The sequence below is a fragment of the Streptomyces sp. NPDC093018 genome (genome assembly GCF_040684035.1).
Lineage (GTDB): Bacteria > Actinomycetota > Actinomycetes > Streptomycetales > Streptomycetaceae > Streptomyces > Streptomyces murinus.
Map to the genome: position 1 here is coordinate 125,156 of NZ_JBFBFF010000004.1, position 15,871 is coordinate 141,026.

Annotated in this window: 15 protein-coding genes and 1 tRNA gene; 7 read left to right on the top strand and 9 right to left on the bottom strand. The window is 71.5% G+C overall.

Annotated elements, in window-relative coordinates; translation table 11 throughout:
• Positions 1-39: 39 nt before the first annotated feature.
• On the top strand, positions 40-1,095 hold the full coding sequence (locus AB0N90_RS11125; RefSeq protein WP_365195009.1) for a LacI family DNA-binding transcriptional regulator: 1,056 nt from the start codon (positions 40-42) through the stop codon (positions 1,093-1,095).
• Between the two features lie 27 nt (positions 1,096-1,122).
• Here AB0N90_RS11125 and AB0N90_RS11130 read toward each other — a convergent pair whose 3' ends face one another.
• Complete coding sequence (locus AB0N90_RS11130) at positions 1,123-1,212, bottom strand: acetyltransferase (RefSeq protein WP_365195011.1); 90 nt, start codon at positions 1,210-1,212, stop codon at positions 1,123-1,125.
• Between the two features lie 259 nt (positions 1,213-1,471).
• Positions 1,472-1,999 (bottom strand): universal stress protein, encoded by a 528-nt coding sequence (locus AB0N90_RS11135; RefSeq protein WP_361668474.1) that lies wholly within the window; start codon positions 1,997-1,999, stop codon positions 1,472-1,474.
• Between the two features lie 354 nt (positions 2,000-2,353).
• On the opposite strand from AB0N90_RS11135, the gene AB0N90_RS11140 reads away from it, so the two are divergent.
• The 4 genes from AB0N90_RS11140 (at position 2,354) to AB0N90_RS11155 (ending at position 5,383) form a co-directional block, all read left to right on the top strand.
• Positions 2,354-2,743: a hypothetical protein gene (locus AB0N90_RS11140; RefSeq protein WP_361668472.1), complete on the top strand. Its 390-nt coding sequence runs from the start codon at positions 2,354-2,356 to the stop codon at positions 2,741-2,743.
• A gap of 380 nt (positions 2,744-3,123) precedes the next feature.
• The gene (locus AB0N90_RS11145; RefSeq protein WP_361668469.1) at positions 3,124-4,350 is read left to right on the top strand and encodes a helix-turn-helix domain-containing protein; all 1,227 of its coding nucleotides are present in this window, start codon (positions 3,124-3,126) and stop codon (positions 4,348-4,350) included.
• A gap of 203 nt (positions 4,351-4,553) precedes the next feature.
• Positions 4,554-5,159, top strand: a complete 606-nt coding sequence (gene orn, locus AB0N90_RS11150; protein ID WP_361668466.1) for an oligoribonuclease — start codon at positions 4,554-4,556, stop codon at positions 5,157-5,159.
• Positions 5,160-5,310: 151 nt separating this feature from the next.
• Positions 5,311-5,383: transfer RNA gene (locus AB0N90_RS11155), tRNA-His, on the top strand.
• Positions 5,384-5,538: 155 nt separating this feature from the next.
• Here the strand turns inward: AB0N90_RS11155 and glmS are convergent.
• From glmS to AB0N90_RS11180, 5 genes are all read right to left on the bottom strand, one after another.
• A complete protein-coding gene (glmS, locus tag AB0N90_RS11160; protein WP_365195017.1) occupies positions 5,539-7,356 on the bottom strand; it encodes a glutamine--fructose-6-phosphate transaminase (isomerizing) in 1,818 nt (605 codons plus the stop codon).
• 12 nt (positions 7,357-7,368) lie between these two features.
• Complete coding sequence (locus AB0N90_RS11165; RefSeq protein ID WP_361668462.1) at positions 7,369-7,626, bottom strand: hypothetical protein; 258 nt, start codon at positions 7,624-7,626, stop codon at positions 7,369-7,371.
• A gap of 124 nt (positions 7,627-7,750) precedes the next feature.
• Entirely contained in the window at positions 7,751-9,247 is a 1,497-nt protein-coding gene (locus AB0N90_RS11170) for an FAD-dependent monooxygenase (protein WP_365195020.1), read from the bottom strand.
• 11 nt (positions 9,248-9,258) lie between these two features.
• Positions 9,259-9,975 carry a VC0807 family protein gene (locus tag AB0N90_RS11175; protein ID WP_365195023.1) on the bottom strand — a complete coding sequence of 239 codons (717 nt, stop codon included), beginning with the start codon at positions 9,973-9,975 and terminating at the stop codon, positions 9,259-9,261.
• 32 nt (positions 9,976-10,007) lie between these two features.
• Complete coding sequence (locus AB0N90_RS11180) at positions 10,008-10,652, bottom strand: TetR/AcrR family transcriptional regulator (RefSeq protein ID WP_365195025.1); 645 nt, start codon at positions 10,650-10,652, stop codon at positions 10,008-10,010.
• A gap of 80 nt (positions 10,653-10,732) precedes the next feature.
• On the opposite strand from AB0N90_RS11180, the gene AB0N90_RS11185 reads away from it, so the two are divergent.
• Entirely contained in the window at positions 10,733-11,524 is a 792-nt protein-coding gene (locus AB0N90_RS11185; protein WP_365195027.1) for a helix-turn-helix transcriptional regulator, read from the top strand.
• Here AB0N90_RS11185 and AB0N90_RS11190 read toward each other — a convergent pair.
• Positions 11,511-13,085, bottom strand: a complete 1,575-nt coding sequence (locus AB0N90_RS11190) for an MFS transporter (protein WP_365195030.1) — start codon at positions 13,083-13,085, stop codon at positions 11,511-11,513. The two genes, AB0N90_RS11185 and AB0N90_RS11190, sit on opposite strands and share 14 nt — an antisense overlap.
• Positions 13,086-13,284: 199 nt before the next feature.
• Entirely contained in the window at positions 13,285-14,172 is an 888-nt protein-coding gene (locus AB0N90_RS11195; protein WP_365195032.1) for a DUF4429 domain-containing protein, read from the bottom strand.
• 85 nt (positions 14,173-14,257) lie between these two features.
• On the opposite strand from AB0N90_RS11195, the gene AB0N90_RS11200 reads away from it, so the two are divergent.
• A complete protein-coding gene (locus AB0N90_RS11200; protein WP_365195034.1) occupies positions 14,258-15,859 on the top strand; it encodes a beta-N-acetylhexosaminidase in 1,602 nt (533 codons plus the stop codon).
• The last annotated feature ends 12 nt before the right edge of the window (positions 15,860-15,871 follow it).

Consider the following 15,871-nt stretch of genomic DNA (forward strand, 5'->3'; position numbering starts at 1 on the left):
GGAAGCGGCCAGCCGGAGGAAGTGAGGGAGGCGGAGCGCATGGCGAGCCACGGAGTGCGGGGCCGGAGCGGGGGCCGACCCACGCTGGAGGAGGTCGCCGCGCGTGCGGGGGTCGGCCGGGGCACGGTCTCCCGGGTGATCAACGGCTCGCCCCGGGTCAGCGACGCGACCCGCGCCGCGGTGGAGGCTGCCGTCGCCGAGCTGGGCTACGTCCCCAATACGGCGGCCCGCGCACTGGCCGCCAACCGCACCGACGCCATCGCGCTGGTCGTCCCCGAGCCGGAGACCCGGTTCTTCGCGGAGCCGTACTTCTCCGACATGCTGCGCGGGGTCGGCGCCGAACTGGCCGACACCGAGATGCAGTTGCTGCTGATCTTCGCGGGCAACGACCGGGAACGGCGGCGCCTCGCCGAGTACTTGGCCGCCCACCGCGTCGACGGCGTCCTCCTGGTCTCGGTGCACGCCGACGACCCGCTCCCCGAGCTGCTCTCCCAGCTGGAGATCCCGGCCGTGGTCAGCGGCCCGCGCTCGGCCACGGAGACGCTGACCTCGGTCGACTCGGACAACTACGGCGGCGCCCGCGCGGCCGTGGAGCACCTGCTGGGGCGCGGCCGCTCCCGCGTCGCCCACATCACCGGCCGCCTGGACGTCTACGGCGCCCGCCGCCGCGTCGACGGCTACCGCGACGCCCTGCGCGCGGCGGGCCATGAGGTGGACGAACTCCTGGTCGAATCCGGCGACTTCACCGAGGAGGGCGGCCGCAAGGCGATGTCCGCCCTGCTGTCCCGGCGCCCCGACCTGGACGCCGTCTTCGCCGGCTCCGACGTCATGGCCGCCGGAGCCCGCCAGGTCCTGCGCGAGTCCGGGCTGCGCATCCCCGACGACGTCGCCCTCGTCGGCTACGACGACTCCGCCATCGCCCGCCACATGGACCCGCCCCTGACCAGCGTCCGCCAGCCCATCGACAACATGGGCCGCGCCATGATCGACCTCCTGCTGACCGAGATATCCGACAAACGCCCCTCGGGACTCCGCCGGGGCGAACGACGGCACGCGGTGCTGCCGACGGAACTGGTGGTGCGGGCGTCGTCGTAGGGGGTTCGCACTGTTCTCTGGGGGCTCTCAGAGTTGCCGCACCATGCCGGAGTACAGCGGGGAGTCGTCATGGGGCTGCGTCTCCCCCACCGTGCGGTAGCCCCAACCCTCGTACAAGGCTTTAACTTTGGGAGGCGGAGAAGTGGGCGGCCCGGGTTCCCGCGTGGCGCGAGGCGGAGCCGGAGGCGGTCGACGCCTTTGCGGTCGCCGGACTTCGGATGTACCGCGAGCGCGCCCGGCGCAGGCCCGCCGAGGGGTGGCTGAGGGCCATGGTCCGGGCGTATGAGGCGTGGGCCTCCCACCGAGGGGTCGGTGTTCCTCCGGCCTCCGTAGGGGTGTAGCCCGGTAGGCCGGCGGTGCTCTCAGGGGGAACCCCTCAGGGGATGACGATCACCGGCCGTCGTGCCCGGCGGGCGAGGCGGCCCGCGACGGAGCCGAAGATCCGGCCCACGATCCCGTGCGTGGAGCCGACGACGATCGCGTCCGCCTCGTACTCCCGCCCCACCTCCTCCAGCTCGTGGCAGATGTCACCGCCGCGCTCGACGAGGATCCAGGGCACCTCGGACAGATAGTCCGCACAGGCGAGTTCGAGGCCGAGCACCTCCGTACGGTGATCCGGCACGTCCACGAAGACCGGTGGCTCGCAGCCCGCCCACACCGTGGTGGGCAACCGGTTGGCGACATGCACGATGATCAGACCGGAGTGGGAACGGTGCGCCATGCCGACCGCGTACGCGAGGGCGCGCTCACTGGAGGTGGAGCCGTCGAAGCCGACGACGACTCCGTGCCGGAAGGCGGGGTCGCAGGAATGACGTGACTCTTCGGCCGCCTGGGGATCGGCCGCCGTAGGATCGGCGACCGGTCGCTTGCGGTCCGCGGGTTCGAAGAATTCGTGACCGGCCATGGCTGTCTCGGCGTTGTGATCCTTTATGGGATGGGACGACAGTGTGCAGCGGAGCTGTGTCCGGGAAACATCTTCCCCACCCCATACCCCCAAGGGTACGGCGGCACGCCTCCCGAGCCCAGATCGCTTGCACGCTCCGTAAGCGGCACCCCGACATCCGTAGGGGTTCACCGGAGCATGCACGAGCCGCGCCCGTTACGCAATGCTTGCTGCCCCGTACAGGCGCTTTGCACAGCGTTCGCGGACGCACGGCCGGTGACCGACCGGTCGGCCGGGCGTTGAAGAGGGTGAGCCACCGCCACGGGGAGCCACCAGGCGCCACCGGCCGACACGGTCCGCCACAGGGAGTACGAGATGTCCGGACCCCGGTCCCGCCACGAGGAGCCCGGCGCACAGGACAGCACGGGCGAGCTGATCCGCTGGGCCGCCTTCACCTGCGTCCTCGTCCCGGTGGTCCTGCTCTGGTACGGCACCTCGCTCGCCGGCGCCACGGGCACCGCGCTGGGCCTGGCCGCCGTCACGAGCGCGTGCCGGCTTCTGCTGCGGCGTTCGGAGCGCGGGGCGCGGCGCGGCGCGCGCCGGGGTGCGGGCAGGAGCCGGGGGCGTGGAGCACGGCGCGCCGGGACGCGGGGGGCCGGGCGGGACGGCGGCCGGGGCGAGGGCCGTAACGGTGCCCGGAGCGGCGGGCGTTGCGGCGTGCAAAGAGGTGGACGTCACACCCGGGAGCGGACACCGGTCGACTGACCGGTTTCCGCGCCTCCAAGCGCTTCTTTTCAGCCAACTTCTGGATATCGCCCAAGGGGGGTCCCCGGTACCCCCCAACCCCCGTTCCACCTGCACGGAAAGGGTCTACGGGGCGCTGCGCACCCTACGCGGTTTGGCCACTGCCCCGAGGCGCACTTCCCTGCACGGCCCACGAGTGCAACGCTTCGTGATCGAATGCTTCACGCCAAGTTGTCATGTCGACAATGTGCCGCATTTGGAACTGGTCACCGTGCGTCCGCGGGACCCAGTAGATTTCGATCTTGACTGTCTTTACGGCGGGGGACTCGTGCAGGACCGAGGGGAAACGTGCAGGAGCGACACAACCGAGGAGCCGCGACCACCGAGGGGGGCTTAGCAGTATGAGCCACGACTCCACTGCCGCGCCGGAAGCCGCTGTCCGGAAACTGTCCGGGCGTCGCCGCAAGGAGATCGTCGCGGTGCTGCTGTTCAGCGGCGGCCCCATCTTCGAGAGTTCCATACCGCTGTCGGTGTTCGGCATCGACCGCCAGGACGCCGGGGTGCCGCGCTACCGACTGCTGGTGTGCGGCGGCGAGGAAGGTCCGCTGCGGACCACCGGCGGTCTCGAACTCACCGCACCGCATGGGCTGGAGGCGATCGCCCGCGCCGGAACGGTCGTCGTACCGGCCTGGCGCTCGATCACCGCACCACCGCCCGAGGAGGCGCTCGACGCGCTGCGCCGGGCGCACGAAGAGGGCGCCCGCATCGTAGGACTGTGCACCGGAGCGTTCGTGCTCGCGGCCGCCGGACTGCTCGACGGCCGCCCGGCGACCACCCATTGGATGTACGCGCCGACGCTGGCCAAGCGCTATCCGTCGGTGCACGTCGATCCGCGGGAGCTGTTCGTCGACGACGGCGACGTGCTGACCTCCGCGGGTACGGCGGCCGGAATCGATCTCTGTCTGCACATCGTGCGGACGGACCACGGCAATGAGGCGGCCGGCGCGCTGGCCCGTCGGCTGGTGGTCCCGCCGCGCCGATCGGGCGGTCAGGAGCGCTACCTCGATCGGTCTTTACCCGAGGAGATCGGCGCCGACCCGCTCGCCGAGGTCGTCGCCTGGGCGCTGGAGCACCTCCACGAGCAGTTCGACGTGGAGACGCTGGCGGCACGCGCGTACATGAGCCGCCGTACGTTCGACCGCAGGTTCCGTTCGCTCACCGGGAGCGCGCCGCTGCAGTGGCTGATCACCCAGCGGGTGCTCCAGGCGCAGCGGCTCCTGGAGACGTCGGACTACTCGGTGGACGAGGTGGCCGGCCGGTGCGGGTTCCGCTCGCCGGTCGCGCTGCGCGGGCACTTCCGCCGCCAGCTCGGCTCCTCGCCCGCCGCGTACCGGGCCGCGTACCGGGCCCGTCGGCCCGGTGCCGACAAGCCGGGTGAGTCGGAGGCCGCGCTCCAGCAGTCCGCCGGGCAGCCGTTGCCGCCCGCGGGGCTGCCGGGTCCGGGGCCGCTGGGCGCCATGCCGTCGATGCTGCACGCCGAGCGGGACAACGGGGTGCCGATGCAGAGCAGGCGCACGGCGGCGGCCGGGGCGATGACGCTGCTGCCGGGACCGCGTTCCGGAAGCTGAGCGGACGTACGAAGCCGGAAGGCCGGGTGAGGGGGTACGGGGTCCAGACTCCGTACCCCCTCGCTTCGTCCCCACCCTCCGTACCCTCCGTTCCGTCCCCACCCCTTGCTTCGTCCCCGCCTCTTGCTTCGCCCCCGCCTCTCCGCCGACTTCCGGGCCGCCGCGGGGCATCCAAAAGGCGAGGTCCGCCTTAGGGTGGTCGCATGAACGATCGCATGGTGTGGATCGACTGCGAGATGACCGGCCTCTCGCTGTCCGACGACGCTCTCATCGAGGTTGCCGCCCTCGTCACCGACTCCGAGCTGAACGTACTCGGCGAGGGGGTGGACATCGTCATCCGCCCGCCGGAGCGGGCGCTGGAGACGATGCCGGAGGTGGTGCGTCAGATGCACACCGCGTCCGGGCTGCTCGCCGAGCTCCCGAACGGTACGACCCTTGAGGACGCCGAGGAGCAGGTCCTGGCGTACATCAAGGAGCATGTGAAGGAGCCCGGCAAGGCTCCGCTGTGCGGCAACTCGGTCGGCACCGACCGCGGCTTCCTGCTGCGGGACATGCCGACGCTGGAGAACTGGCTGCACTACCGGATCGTGGACGTCTCCTCGGTCAAGGAGCTGGCCCGCCGCTGGTACCCGAGGGCGTACTTCAACAGCCCGGAGAAGAACGGCAACCACCGGGCGCTCGCCGACATCCGCGAGTCCATCGCCGAGCTGCGCTACTACCGCGAGGCCGTCTTCGTCCCGCAGCCCGGACCGGACTCGGAGACGGCGCGGGCGATCGCGGCGAAGCACGTGCTGCCGGCGGCGAAGTAGCCGACGGAACAGGCCGCCCCGGGTCCGCCCGGAGGCCGTTCGGGGTCCGCTGGGGGGCCGCGCGAAAACCTGTGCGCGAGCACCCCCTCGGACCCTGTAGACTTCTTCTCGGCCGGTCGGGGAAACGACAAGTTTCCAAGCGCCGGTCATGGTGGGTGTAGCTCAGCTGGTAGAGCACCTGGTTGTGGTCCAGGATGCCGCGGGTTCGAGTCCCGTCACTCACCCTCCTCATAAGAGGCCGGTGACCTGCAGCAATGCGGTCACCGGCCTCTTTGGGTATGCAGGTGTGGGCCGATGAGCCGGCCGATGCGAAGGCGCCCCTGCCCCTTGGTGTTCCCAAGGGGCAGGGGCGCCTTCGCCATGTCTTCTACTCGGCCTTCTACTCGACCGTCACCGACTTCGCCAGGTTCCTCGGCTTGTCGATGTCGCGGCCCAGGGCCTTCGCCGTGTGGTAGGCGAGGAGCTGGAGGGGGATGCCCATCAGGATCGGGTCGAGTTCGTCCTCGTTCTTCGGGACGAGGATCGTCTGGTCGGCCTTCTCCTGGTGCTGGTGGGCCACCGCGAGGATCTTCCCCTCGCGCGCCTTGATCTCCTCCAGCGCGGCGCGGTTCTTCTCCAGCAGATCGTCGTCCGGGATGATCGCGACCGTCGGCAGCGCGGGCTCGATCAGGGCCAGCGGGCCGTGCTTCAGCTCGGAGGCGGGGTAGGCCTCGGCGTGGATGTACGAGACCTCCTTGAGCTTGAGGGAGGCCTCGCGGGCGACCGGGTAGCCGCGGACCCGGCCGATGAAGAGCATCGAGCGGGCGTCGGCGTACAGCTCGGCCAGCTCCTTGATCTGCTCCTCCTGCTTGAGGATCTCGGTGATCTGGTCGGGCAGCCTGCGCAGGCCCTCGATGATCCGCTTGCCGTCGCGCACCGAGAGGTCGCGGGTGCGGCCCAGGTGCAGCGCGAGCAGCGCGAAGGCGACCGTGGTGTTGGTGAAGCACTTGGTCGAGACGACGCAGACCTCGGGGCCCGCGTGGACGTAGATCCCGGCGTCCGCCTCACGGGCGATCGCGGAACCCACCACGTTGACGACGCCGAAGACCCGCGCGCCCTTGCGCTTGAGTTCCTGCACGGCGGCGAGCACGTCGTACGTCTCACCGGACTGGGAGACCGCGACGTACAGCGTGTCGGGGTCCACGACCGCGTTGCGGTAGCGGAACTCGGAGGCCGGCTCGGCGTCCGCGGGGATGCGGGCCAGCTCCTCGATCATCTGGGCGCCGATGAGCCCCGCGTGGTACGAGGTGCCGCAGCCGAGGATCTTCACCCGGCGGATCTGCCGGGCCTCGCGGGCGTCCAGGTTGAGGCCGCCGAGGTGCACGGTGGAGAAGCGGTCGTCGATCCGGCCGCGCAGCACCCGGTCGACCGCGTCGGCCTGCTCGAAGATCTCCTTGTGCATATAGGTGTCGTGGCCGCCCATGTCGTACGACTCGGCCTCCCACTCCACCGTGGTGGGCTCGGCGGTGGTGCGCGTGCCCTCGGTGGTGTAGGTGCGGAAGTCGTCGGCCTTGAGGGTGGCCATCTCGCCGTCGTCCAGCGTCACTATCTGCCGGGTGTGCATGACCAGCGCGGCGATGTCCGAGGCGACGAACATCTCCTTCTCGCCGATGCCGAGCACGACCGGGGAGCCGTTGCGGGCCACCACGATGCGGTCGGGGAAGTCGGCGTGCAGCACGGCGATGCCGTAGGTGCCCTCGATCAGCCGGACGGCCTGGCGGACCTTGTCCTCCAGCTTGTCGGCGGTGGCGCGGGCGATGAGGTGGGTGAGCACCTCGGTGTCGGTCTCGGAGAGGAACTCGACGCCGTCCGCCTCCAGCTTGCGGCGCAGGTCGGCGGCGTTGTCGATGATGCCGTTGTGGACGACGGCGACCTTGTTGTCGCCCGACATGTGCGGGTGCGCGTTCACGTCGGAGGGGGCGCCGTGGGTGGCCCAGCGGGTGTGGGCGATGCCGGTGGTGCCCTTGAAGCGCGCCGGGACCTTGACCTCCAGGTCGCGCACCCGGCCCTTGGCCTTGACCATCTTCAGGCCGGGCGCCTTCGGGGAGGTGACCACGATGCCCGCGGAGTCGTACCCGCGGTACTCCAGCCGCTGAAGGCCCTCCAGGAGGAGGGGGGCGACGTCACGCTTCCCGATGTAACCGACAATTCCGCACATATGCAGGTATTCCTAGCCGTAGACCATGCGGCGCAGCTGCCTGAGCGTCAGCTCGGGCGGTGCCACCGCTCGATATCTGAGGTCCGCCCCGATCCGTTCGAAGATCTCCGCGTTCACCAGGCCCTGGGCCTGGAGCTCGCGGTGGCGGCGACGGACGAAATCCTCCGTCGACTCGTCGAAATAGGCGAGCACGTCCTGGATCACCCGCAGCGCCTCGCCCTTGCCGAGGGGCGTGGACCGCGTCAGATGATCTACGAGTTCGTCGTGCACCCGTAGATCCTCGGGTACCGGCGCGGGTTTCGCAAGAATCCTGCCCGATATCGGGCACCGGACGGGTGGGCGAGGTTCTGAACTCCTGTTCGGTCGCTGTGTTCTGCGTCACCCGAGGGGGCGATCAGCGGAACTCGTCGGCCGGGCCGGGACCGGCGGCTGGGGTCGTGGGCGGGCCGAACCAGCGCGTGAGGGCGGAGCGCAGTTCGTGCGTGTCGTCGTCCGGGCCCGCCCAGCAGACGTATCCGTCGGGCCGGACCAGCAGCGCCTCGCCCTCGTCGGCCAGGGACCCGCGGCCGAGGCGGTCGACACGGTCCGCCCAGGCGCTCGCCGCGGCGGTGACCGCCGATGCGGCGTCGGCGAGCAGGGCTCCCCGGCCGGACGGCAGCCGGACGCCGGGCGCCCGCGCCCCCAGCAGCGGATGGTCCGGCGTACCGGGCATGGGATAGCGGATGTCCGTGCCGGCGATCATGGCGGCGACCCGGCGGTTCGCCTCGGGCACGGTGAGCAGGTCGGTGAGCAGTTCGCGTACCACCATGGCGTCCGGGTCGGGGAGCGTCAGCACCATCTGGGCCTGGGTGTTGGCCAGGACCCGGGCGCCGACGGGATGCCGCTCCGCGTGATAGGTGGCCAGCAGCCCGTCCGGGGCCCGGCCCCGGAGCGTGGCGGCCAGCTTCCAGCCGAGGTTGAAGGCGTCCTGCATGCCGAGGTTGAGGCCCTGTCCTCCGGCGGGGGCGTGGATGTGGGCGGCGTCACCGGCCAGCAGGACCCGGCCCTCGGCGTAGCGCTCGGCCTGCCGGGAGGCATCGGTGAAGCGGGAGGCCCAGCGCACGGCGCGCAGTGCGCGGGGCGGGCCGGGGCAGCGGGCCAGCGCCGTGCGCACCTCGTCGTCGGTGACGGGGGCGTCGCGGTCGATGCCCTGCTGCTCGGGGCCGCCGAGGATCAGCCGGTGCACGCCCTCGCCGAGCGGAAGCAGGAAGGCGACGCCCGCGGGGTCCGGAGTGAGGTCGGGCAGCTGCCAGGACTCGTCCGGGCGGTCCGATCCGCCCTCGGCGGGGGCGAGTTCGATGTCGGCGACGGCCATGCCGACGCGCCCGTCCCGCCCCGGGAAGGGGGTGCCCAGGAGGTGGCGCACCGTGCTGCGCCCGCCGTCGGCGCCCACCAGGTACCGGGCCCGGCAGGTGGACTCGGTGCCGTCGGCGCCGCGGAGGGTGGCGGTGACACCGTCCGCGTCCTGCCGGAGCGAGGTCAGTTCCTGTCCGCGCAGCACGGGGACGCCGTACCGGGCGAGGTGGTCCTCCAGGAACTCCTCGACGCGGGCCTGGGGGATGCCGACCTGGTGCGGGAAGGCCGTGTCCAGCGCGCTGTAGTCGAGCGGCAGTCCGGCGAAGTGGCCGGCGGGCAGGAGGGTCAGCGACCGGTCCAGGACCGGTGCCAGCCAGCCTCGGCAGTCCAGCACCTCGGCGGTGCGCGGCTGCAGGTTGAGCGCCTTGGAGTGGCCGGTCCGGTGCGGCAGCCGCTCCGCGACGGCGGCGCGCACTCCGGCCAGGCCCAGTTCATTGGCGAGCAGCAGGCCGGTCGGGCCCGCTCCCGCGATCAGTACCTCGATGTCGGTGTCCACCGTCAATTCCCTCAGACCTTCAGGCCGTTGCGGGTGACGTACCAGTTGTGGAACCCGATCAGGCCGCTGAGCATGGCCAGCCAGAGCAGGGTGCTGGTGAGCGGGAAGGCGTCCACCGAGATGGTGTAGACGAGCACGACGCGCAGGACCGCGTCGAGCAGGAACACCGCGCCCCACACCGCCGTGAGCGTCCGCAGGTGGTGACGGAACGCCGGCTCGGTGTCCCAGCGGCCCTCCCATTCCTTGAGGCCGGCCTCGCCGACCTTGGCGATGACGATGCCGCGTGAGGAGGTCATGATGAACGGGCGCCGGGTGAGGAGGGTGCCGAGGATCCAGCATCCGATCGCGGCGGTGACCCAGCTGTCCCTGAGGTTCAGCACCCGGGGGCTGCCGGTGACCATGGACAGCGCGGTGGCGATGGCCACCAGGCTCAGCGAGAACAGGGCCATCGCGTTGACCCGCCGCCGGCGCACGATGCCGTAGACGATCCACGGAACCAGCAGCAGGCCGCTTGCGACCAGCGCGAGCCACTGGCCGGTGCCGGCGGCGCGCAGGCCGTAGTAGGAGCCGAGCGGCAGGACGAGTTCGAAGAGCAGCTGCGCGCCGATCTGCCGGCGGAGCGCGGTGGTACGGCGTCGGGCCTCGGCCGCCGTGGCCGCCTCGGCCGCTGTGGCGGCGGCCTCGGCGGCCGGGTTTGGGTCGGTCTGCGGTATCTGGTGGGTGTTCATGGCGATTTCCCCCGTATGTGTGGTGTCCGTGATTACCGTGCGGTGGCGCTGGTGGCGCGGTCGAAGAGGTCTGCGAGCTCGCGGCCCGTGGCGCGTACGTCGAGGCCGGGCTCGTCCCGGGCGCGGCGCACGACGTCGTCGATGGCGGCGCGGATCGCCCGCATCATCACCCACGGGTCGAAGTCGCGGAACTCGCCCGCCTGTTGCCCCTTGCGCAGCTGCTCCACCTGGAAGGCGAGGATCGCCTCCATCCCCTGCGTGAACGCGACCATGCCGGGGTCGCCGCCACGAAGGTTGCCCAGGACCTCGGCGAGCGCCGCCAGATGGTTCGGGTACTCGGCGAGCAGATCGAGGTTGCCCTCGATGGAGGCGCGCAGGCGGGCCGCGTAGCGCTCGTGGGCCTCGATGCGGGGGCGCATGTAGACGTCCGCGACCCGCATCGCCTCGGCGACGACCTCGCGCATCAGGTCGTCCCGGCCGTCGAAGTGGTAGGAGATCATCCCCGTGCTGCTCAGCCCCGCGCGCTGCGCGATCTTCATGAACGAGGCCCGCTGATAGCCGACCTCGGCGATGACGTCGATCGCCGCGGTGACGATCTGGGCGCGGCGGCCCGTCTCCGTGAAGGACTTGGCCCGCCCGCCAGCTCGTTGCTTGCCCGTGCTGTTTCCTGCTTGCATGAGCAAGACCATAGCCGTGTTTGCTTGCCTGAGCAAGACGGTCACCCGTACGGCGGCGGACCCCGGTAGAGTCGGATCCCGTGACCAACTCGGGGCGCATCACCATCAGTTACGAGACGCGCGCGAGCATCGTCATCCCGCTCACGCCCGGGGCGGGTCTGCCCACGCACAGCCACCCGCAGCACCAGCTCACCTGGGTGCCGACCGGTCTGCTGACGATGGCGGTGGACGGCTCCCAATGGGTCGTGCAGCGCTCGCGTGCCCTGTGGCTCCCCGGCGGTGTGGACCACGCCGTCCTCCCCGGTTCCTCCTGCGCGATGCTCTCGCTGTACTTCGAGCCGTACGAATGCCCGCTGCACTGGGCGGCGCCGACCGTCCTCGATGCCACCGGACCGGTCGGGCCGTTGCTGTCCTACCTCGTGGAACTGGGCGACGGCCCCGGCGTCGCGGACCGCCGTGCCCGCGCCACGGCGGTGCTGTGGGATCTGATGAAGCCCCTGTCGGTCACCACGCTCCCGACGATCCTTCCCACCGACCCGCTGGCCCTGCGGATCGCCCTCGCGATACGCCAGGACCCGGCGGACAGCAGGGACTTGGCGGACTGGGGCCGGGAGCTCGGCGCCTCGTCCCGCACCCTGTCGCGCCGGTTCCGGGCCGAGACCGGGGTGAGCTTCACCAGCTGGCGTACCTTCCAGCGGCTCAGCGCCGCGCTGCCGCTGCTGGGTGCCGGGCAGCCGGTCGCACGGGTCGCCCGCGCGGTCGGCTACGGGAGCCCGAGCGCGTTCGTCGCCGCGTTCCGACGGGAGATCGGCGCCACTCCGGCCGCGTACTTCGGTGCGAGCGGCGCCGGGCCCGCACTCACCCCGCCGTGACCTCCCGCTCGGGCGCCCGTCGGCCGACCCGACGGCGGTCGACCGCGAAGGCGGCCAGCGCGAGCACCACGGAGGCCGCGGCGACGACCGAGCCCAGGGTCAGCATCGAGTTGAGCGCGTCGATCGACGCGTGGTCGGCGATCCGGGTCAGCGCGGGCGCGCTGTCCCGCAGCCCCGGTGGCAGCGCCGCGACCACCTGGTGACCGGACGCGGACCCGACCTGGTGGACGAACTGTTCCCGCAGCTCTCCCGGCACCGCCCGCGCGCCCGGGATCGCCGCGATCCCCGAGGCGGCCTGCTGCTCGGCCACATGGCTGAACATCGAGCCGAGCCCGGCGATGCCGACCGCCATGCCGACCTGCCGCAGCGTGCCGAAGGTGGCACTGGCCATGCCCGCGTTCTCCGGTGCGGCGAAGGTCAGGGACGCGGCCTGGTTGGCCGCGGTGATCGCGCCGAGGCCGGCACCGCCGATCACCTCCCCGGCCAGGAAGTGGGTCCAGCTGTCGTGGTAGCCGAAGCCGCCGAGGAGGAACAGGCCGACCGCGACCAGCGCCATGGTGGCCGTCAGCGAGACCGAGATCGGCAGCTTCTTCGCGAAGACCGCGGTCAGCGGAGCGGCGATCATCGCGCTGACGCTGATCGGGATCACCCGCAGTCCCATCTGCAGCGGGGTGCAGTCGAGCGTGCCCATGAGGAAGAGCGAGAGGTAGGTGGCCGCGGCCATCAGCGTGGCCATGTGCCCGACGGACACGATCGCGGTGCCGACGAACCCGGGCTTCCGCGCCATGGCGAGGTCGAGCAAGGGGTGCTTGGCCCCCTTCATCTGCCAGGCCAGAAAGCCGAGTACGAGCACGGCCGCCGCGCCGAGCAGTGCGATCACGGTCGGCGACGTCCAGCCGAGCGCGCTGCTGCGGGTCACGGCGAACACCCCGGTCACCAGGCCGCCGGTGAGCAGCAGCGAGCCGAGCCCGTCCGTCCGCAGGCCGGAGGCCCGCGGCGGCTCGGGCATCTTCAGCGCGGCCAGTAGCAGGACCGCCATGCCGATGGGCAGGTTGACGGTGAAGATCGAGCGCCAGCCGAACTCCGTCACCAGCGCGCCGCCGATGACCGGGCCGAGTACGGTCGCTCCCGCCATCACGGCGCCGTAGACGCCGATCGCCTTCGCGCGGGCCGCGGCCTCGGGGAACGCGGCCGACAGCAGCGGCAGCGCGGTGGCGAAGAGCATCGCGGCGCCGACGCCCTGGACCGCGCGCAGGGCGTCGAGCTGCACAATGGTGTCCGCGAGCGTCAACGCCAGGGACGCGCCGGTGAACACGGCCATGCCGGACAGGAACATCCGCTTGCGTCCGAGCCGGTCGCCGAGCGTGGCGAAGGTCAGCATGAACCCGGCCAGCGGGATCGAGTAGGCGTCGACGACCCACTGGAGGCCGTCGATGGAGGCGTCGAAGCGCGCTCGGATGTCGGCGAGGGCGGCGGTGACGACGGTCGCGTCGAGCATCAGCATGAAGTTCGCGACACAGACCAGAAGCAGCACCAGCCCCGATCGGCGCGATGCGGCCACGGGTGGCACCCCGCGTGCGGTTGACACGGTCAAGGACATGAATCCCCCTGGTGAGACAGGTGTCGAGGAGTCGCGGAGAAGCACCGCCGTGCGCGGTCCACGCCGCACCGATCACGCTAGGGACCGACCGACCTGACGGAAACAACGCACCGGGACTACCGATGTCGCGCAGCGGACAGCCTGAGGGGGAACACGGGCCTCACAGCTGACCGAGGACCGCCTGTTTGGCCCGGGTGAACTCCTCCTCGGTCAGCACGCCGTCGCGGCGCAGCTCGCCCAGCTCCCGCAACCGCCGCAGCAGCGCGTCATGACCGGCGTCCGCCGCGGGCGGCTGCTCCGGCGCCTGCTCGGTGGGCGCGGGCAGGGCGGGCGAGTCCGGCCGCCGCCCCGCGGGGTGCGGCAGCCGCGCCTGTACGGCGGCCCCCACCAGCGCCATCAGCGGATCCTTCTTGAACCCCCACAGCTCCACGGCGTTCGGGTCGTACTTCGCCCGCCCGGCGGCCGGGGCGCCCCGGACCAGGAATCGCAGATGACCGTTCTCCAGCCCGGACGCCGGCTGCCACTCCACGCCCAGGATCTCGCCGAGCGGGACGGTCCGGGTGCCGGTCTGCGCCTTGGCGTCCTCGGTCTTCCAGTTCCACTCCAGCCGCACCCGCTCCCCGTCGAAGCTCGCGCTGCCGTCCCCGGCGGACGCGGACACCGGCAGCGCGGGACCCGGCAGCAGATACCGGTCGGTCGGCTCCGGTGAAATCCCCTCCAGCAGCAGCGCGTTGCGCACCTCGTGCGCGAAGTACTCGGCGACGGCGCCCCGATCGGGCTCCACGACCAGCCGGTACGGGTCGTCGGCATCGCGCAGCCGTCCGCCCGTCGCCTGGAGCAGGGGATCGGCGCCGTCGCGCAGCCGCAGTCTCAGCAGCCCGGACCGCCTGCCCTGCGCGACGGATATGGACGCCAACGCACTTAAAGGAATGAGGAGTTCGCCCAGTTCCCGGCGGAGCAGCCCGACACCCTTGTCCCGGCCGGGGATGAGCCGCAGGGCGTCGCCGTCGAAGACCCAGGTGCCGTCCTTCTGGATGATTTCTGCCATAGCGGGATTGTTTCACCGGATCCGTCGGGCTGGTTTCGGCGGATCTGCGGGAGAGTGGTCACGACCAGATTCGAAGGGAGCGCATGTGACACGGAACGACCGTACGACTCCCCGAACCGCCCGCGTCCTTGGTTCACTGCTGCTCGTGGCGGCGGCCGGTGTCTTCACCCTCGGCGCCGCGCCCGCCCCGCCCAAGGCCCCCGTCACCCCCTTGAACCAGGTGGTCCCGGCGCCCGCCTCCGTCACCCCGGGCGGAGCGCCGTACCGCATCACCCGTGCCACCGCCGTCCGCGTGGACGGCTCGGCCGAGGTCCGGCGGGTCGGCGCCTATCTCGCCGGCATCCTGCGGCCCTCCACCGGTTATCCGCTGCCGCTCACCGAGCACGGCGGCGGGGGCATCCGGCTGCATCTGGAGAAGGGGGACTACGGCGCCGAGGGCTACCGGCTGCGCAGCGGCCCCACCGGTGTCACGCTCACCGCGAGCGCCCCGGCCGGCCTCTTCCACGGCGTGCAGACGCTGCGCCAACTCCTCCCGGCAGCTGTCGAGAAGAGGACGGTCCAGCGGCAGAGCTGGCAGATCGCGGGCGGCACCGTCGAGGACCGCCCGCGCTACGCCTACCGGGGCGCCATGCTGGACGTCTCCCGGCACTTCTTCAGCGTCGCCCAGGTGGAGCGGTACATCGACGAACTCGCGCTGTACAAGGTCAATGAGCTGCATCTGCACCTCAGCGACGACCAGGGCTGGCGCATCGCCATCAACTCCTGGCCCAGACTGGCGAGTTACGGTGGGGGGAGCGAGGTCGGCGGGGGCAAGGGCGGCTTCTACACCCAGGCCGAGTACCGGCACCTCGTCTCCTACGCGGCCGCCCGCTATGTGGAGGTCGTGCCCGAGATCGACATGCCCGGCCACACCAACGCGGCCCTCGCCTCCTACGCGAAGCTCAACTGCGACGGCGTGGCACCCCCGCGCTACACGGGCACCGAGGTCGGCTTCAGCTCGCTGTGCGTGTCCAAGGACGTCACGTACACCTTCGTGGACGACGTCATCAAGGAGCTGGCCGCGCTCACCCCGGGCCGCTATCTGCACATCGGCGGCGACGAGGCGCACTCCACCAGCCATGCCGACTATGTGACCTTCATGGACCGCGTACAGCCGATCGTCGCCAAGTACGGCAAGAAGATCACCGGCTGGCATCAGCTCACCGGTGCCCACCCCGCGAAGGGCGCGCTCGCCCAGTACTGGGGGCTGGACAGCACCAGCGCGGCCGAGAAGGAGCAGGTCGCACAGGCCGCCCGCAACGGCACGGGGCTGATCCTGTCCCCGGCCGACCGGGTCTACCTCGACATGAAGTACACCAAGGACACCGCGCTCGGGCTGTCCTGGGCCGGGCTGGTGGAGGTCCAGCGGTCGTACGACTGGGACCCGGGCGCCTATCTGGCGGGCGTGCCCGCGTCGGCGGTGCGGGGGGTGGAGGCGCCCCTGTGGTCGGAGACGCTGAAGACCTCGGCCGACATCGACTACATGGCGTTCCCGCGGCTGCCCGGCGCGGCCGAGCTGGGCTGGTCGCCCGCCGCCACCCACGACTGGAACACCTACAAGGTACGGCTGGCCGCCCAGGGCCCGCGCTGGGACGCCCTCGGCATCGGCTACTACCACTCGCCGCAGGTGCCCTGGCCCAGCGGCTGAGAAGAAGGTGAA

Coding starts and splice junctions, on each gene's coding strand:
- AB0N90_RS11125 (WP_365195009.1), top strand. CDS start 40: ATGGCGAGCCACGGAGTGCGGGGCCGGAGCGGGGGCCGACCCACGCTG.
- AB0N90_RS11135 (WP_361668474.1), bottom strand. CDS start 1,999: ATGGCCGGTCACGAATTCTTCGAACCCGCGGACCGCAAGCGACCGGTC.
- AB0N90_RS11140 (WP_361668472.1), top strand. CDS start 2,354: ATGTCCGGACCCCGGTCCCGCCACGAGGAGCCCGGCGCACAGGACAGC.
- AB0N90_RS11145 (WP_361668469.1), top strand. CDS start 3,124: ATGAGCCACGACTCCACTGCCGCGCCGGAAGCCGCTGTCCGGAAACTG.
- orn (WP_361668466.1), top strand. CDS start 4,554: ATGAACGATCGCATGGTGTGGATCGACTGCGAGATGACCGGCCTCTCG.
- glmS (WP_365195017.1), bottom strand. CDS start 7,356: ATGTGCGGAATTGTCGGTTACATCGGGAAGCGTGACGTCGCCCCCCTC.
- AB0N90_RS11175 (WP_365195023.1), bottom strand. CDS start 9,975: ATGAACACCCACCAGATACCGCAGACCGACCCAAACCCGGCCGCCGAG.
- AB0N90_RS11180 (WP_365195025.1), bottom strand. CDS start 10,652: ATGCAAGCAGGAAACAGCACGGGCAAGCAACGAGCTGGCGGGCGGGCC.
- AB0N90_RS11195 (WP_365195032.1), bottom strand. CDS start 14,172: ATGGCAGAAATCATCCAGAAGGACGGCACCTGGGTCTTCGACGGCGAC.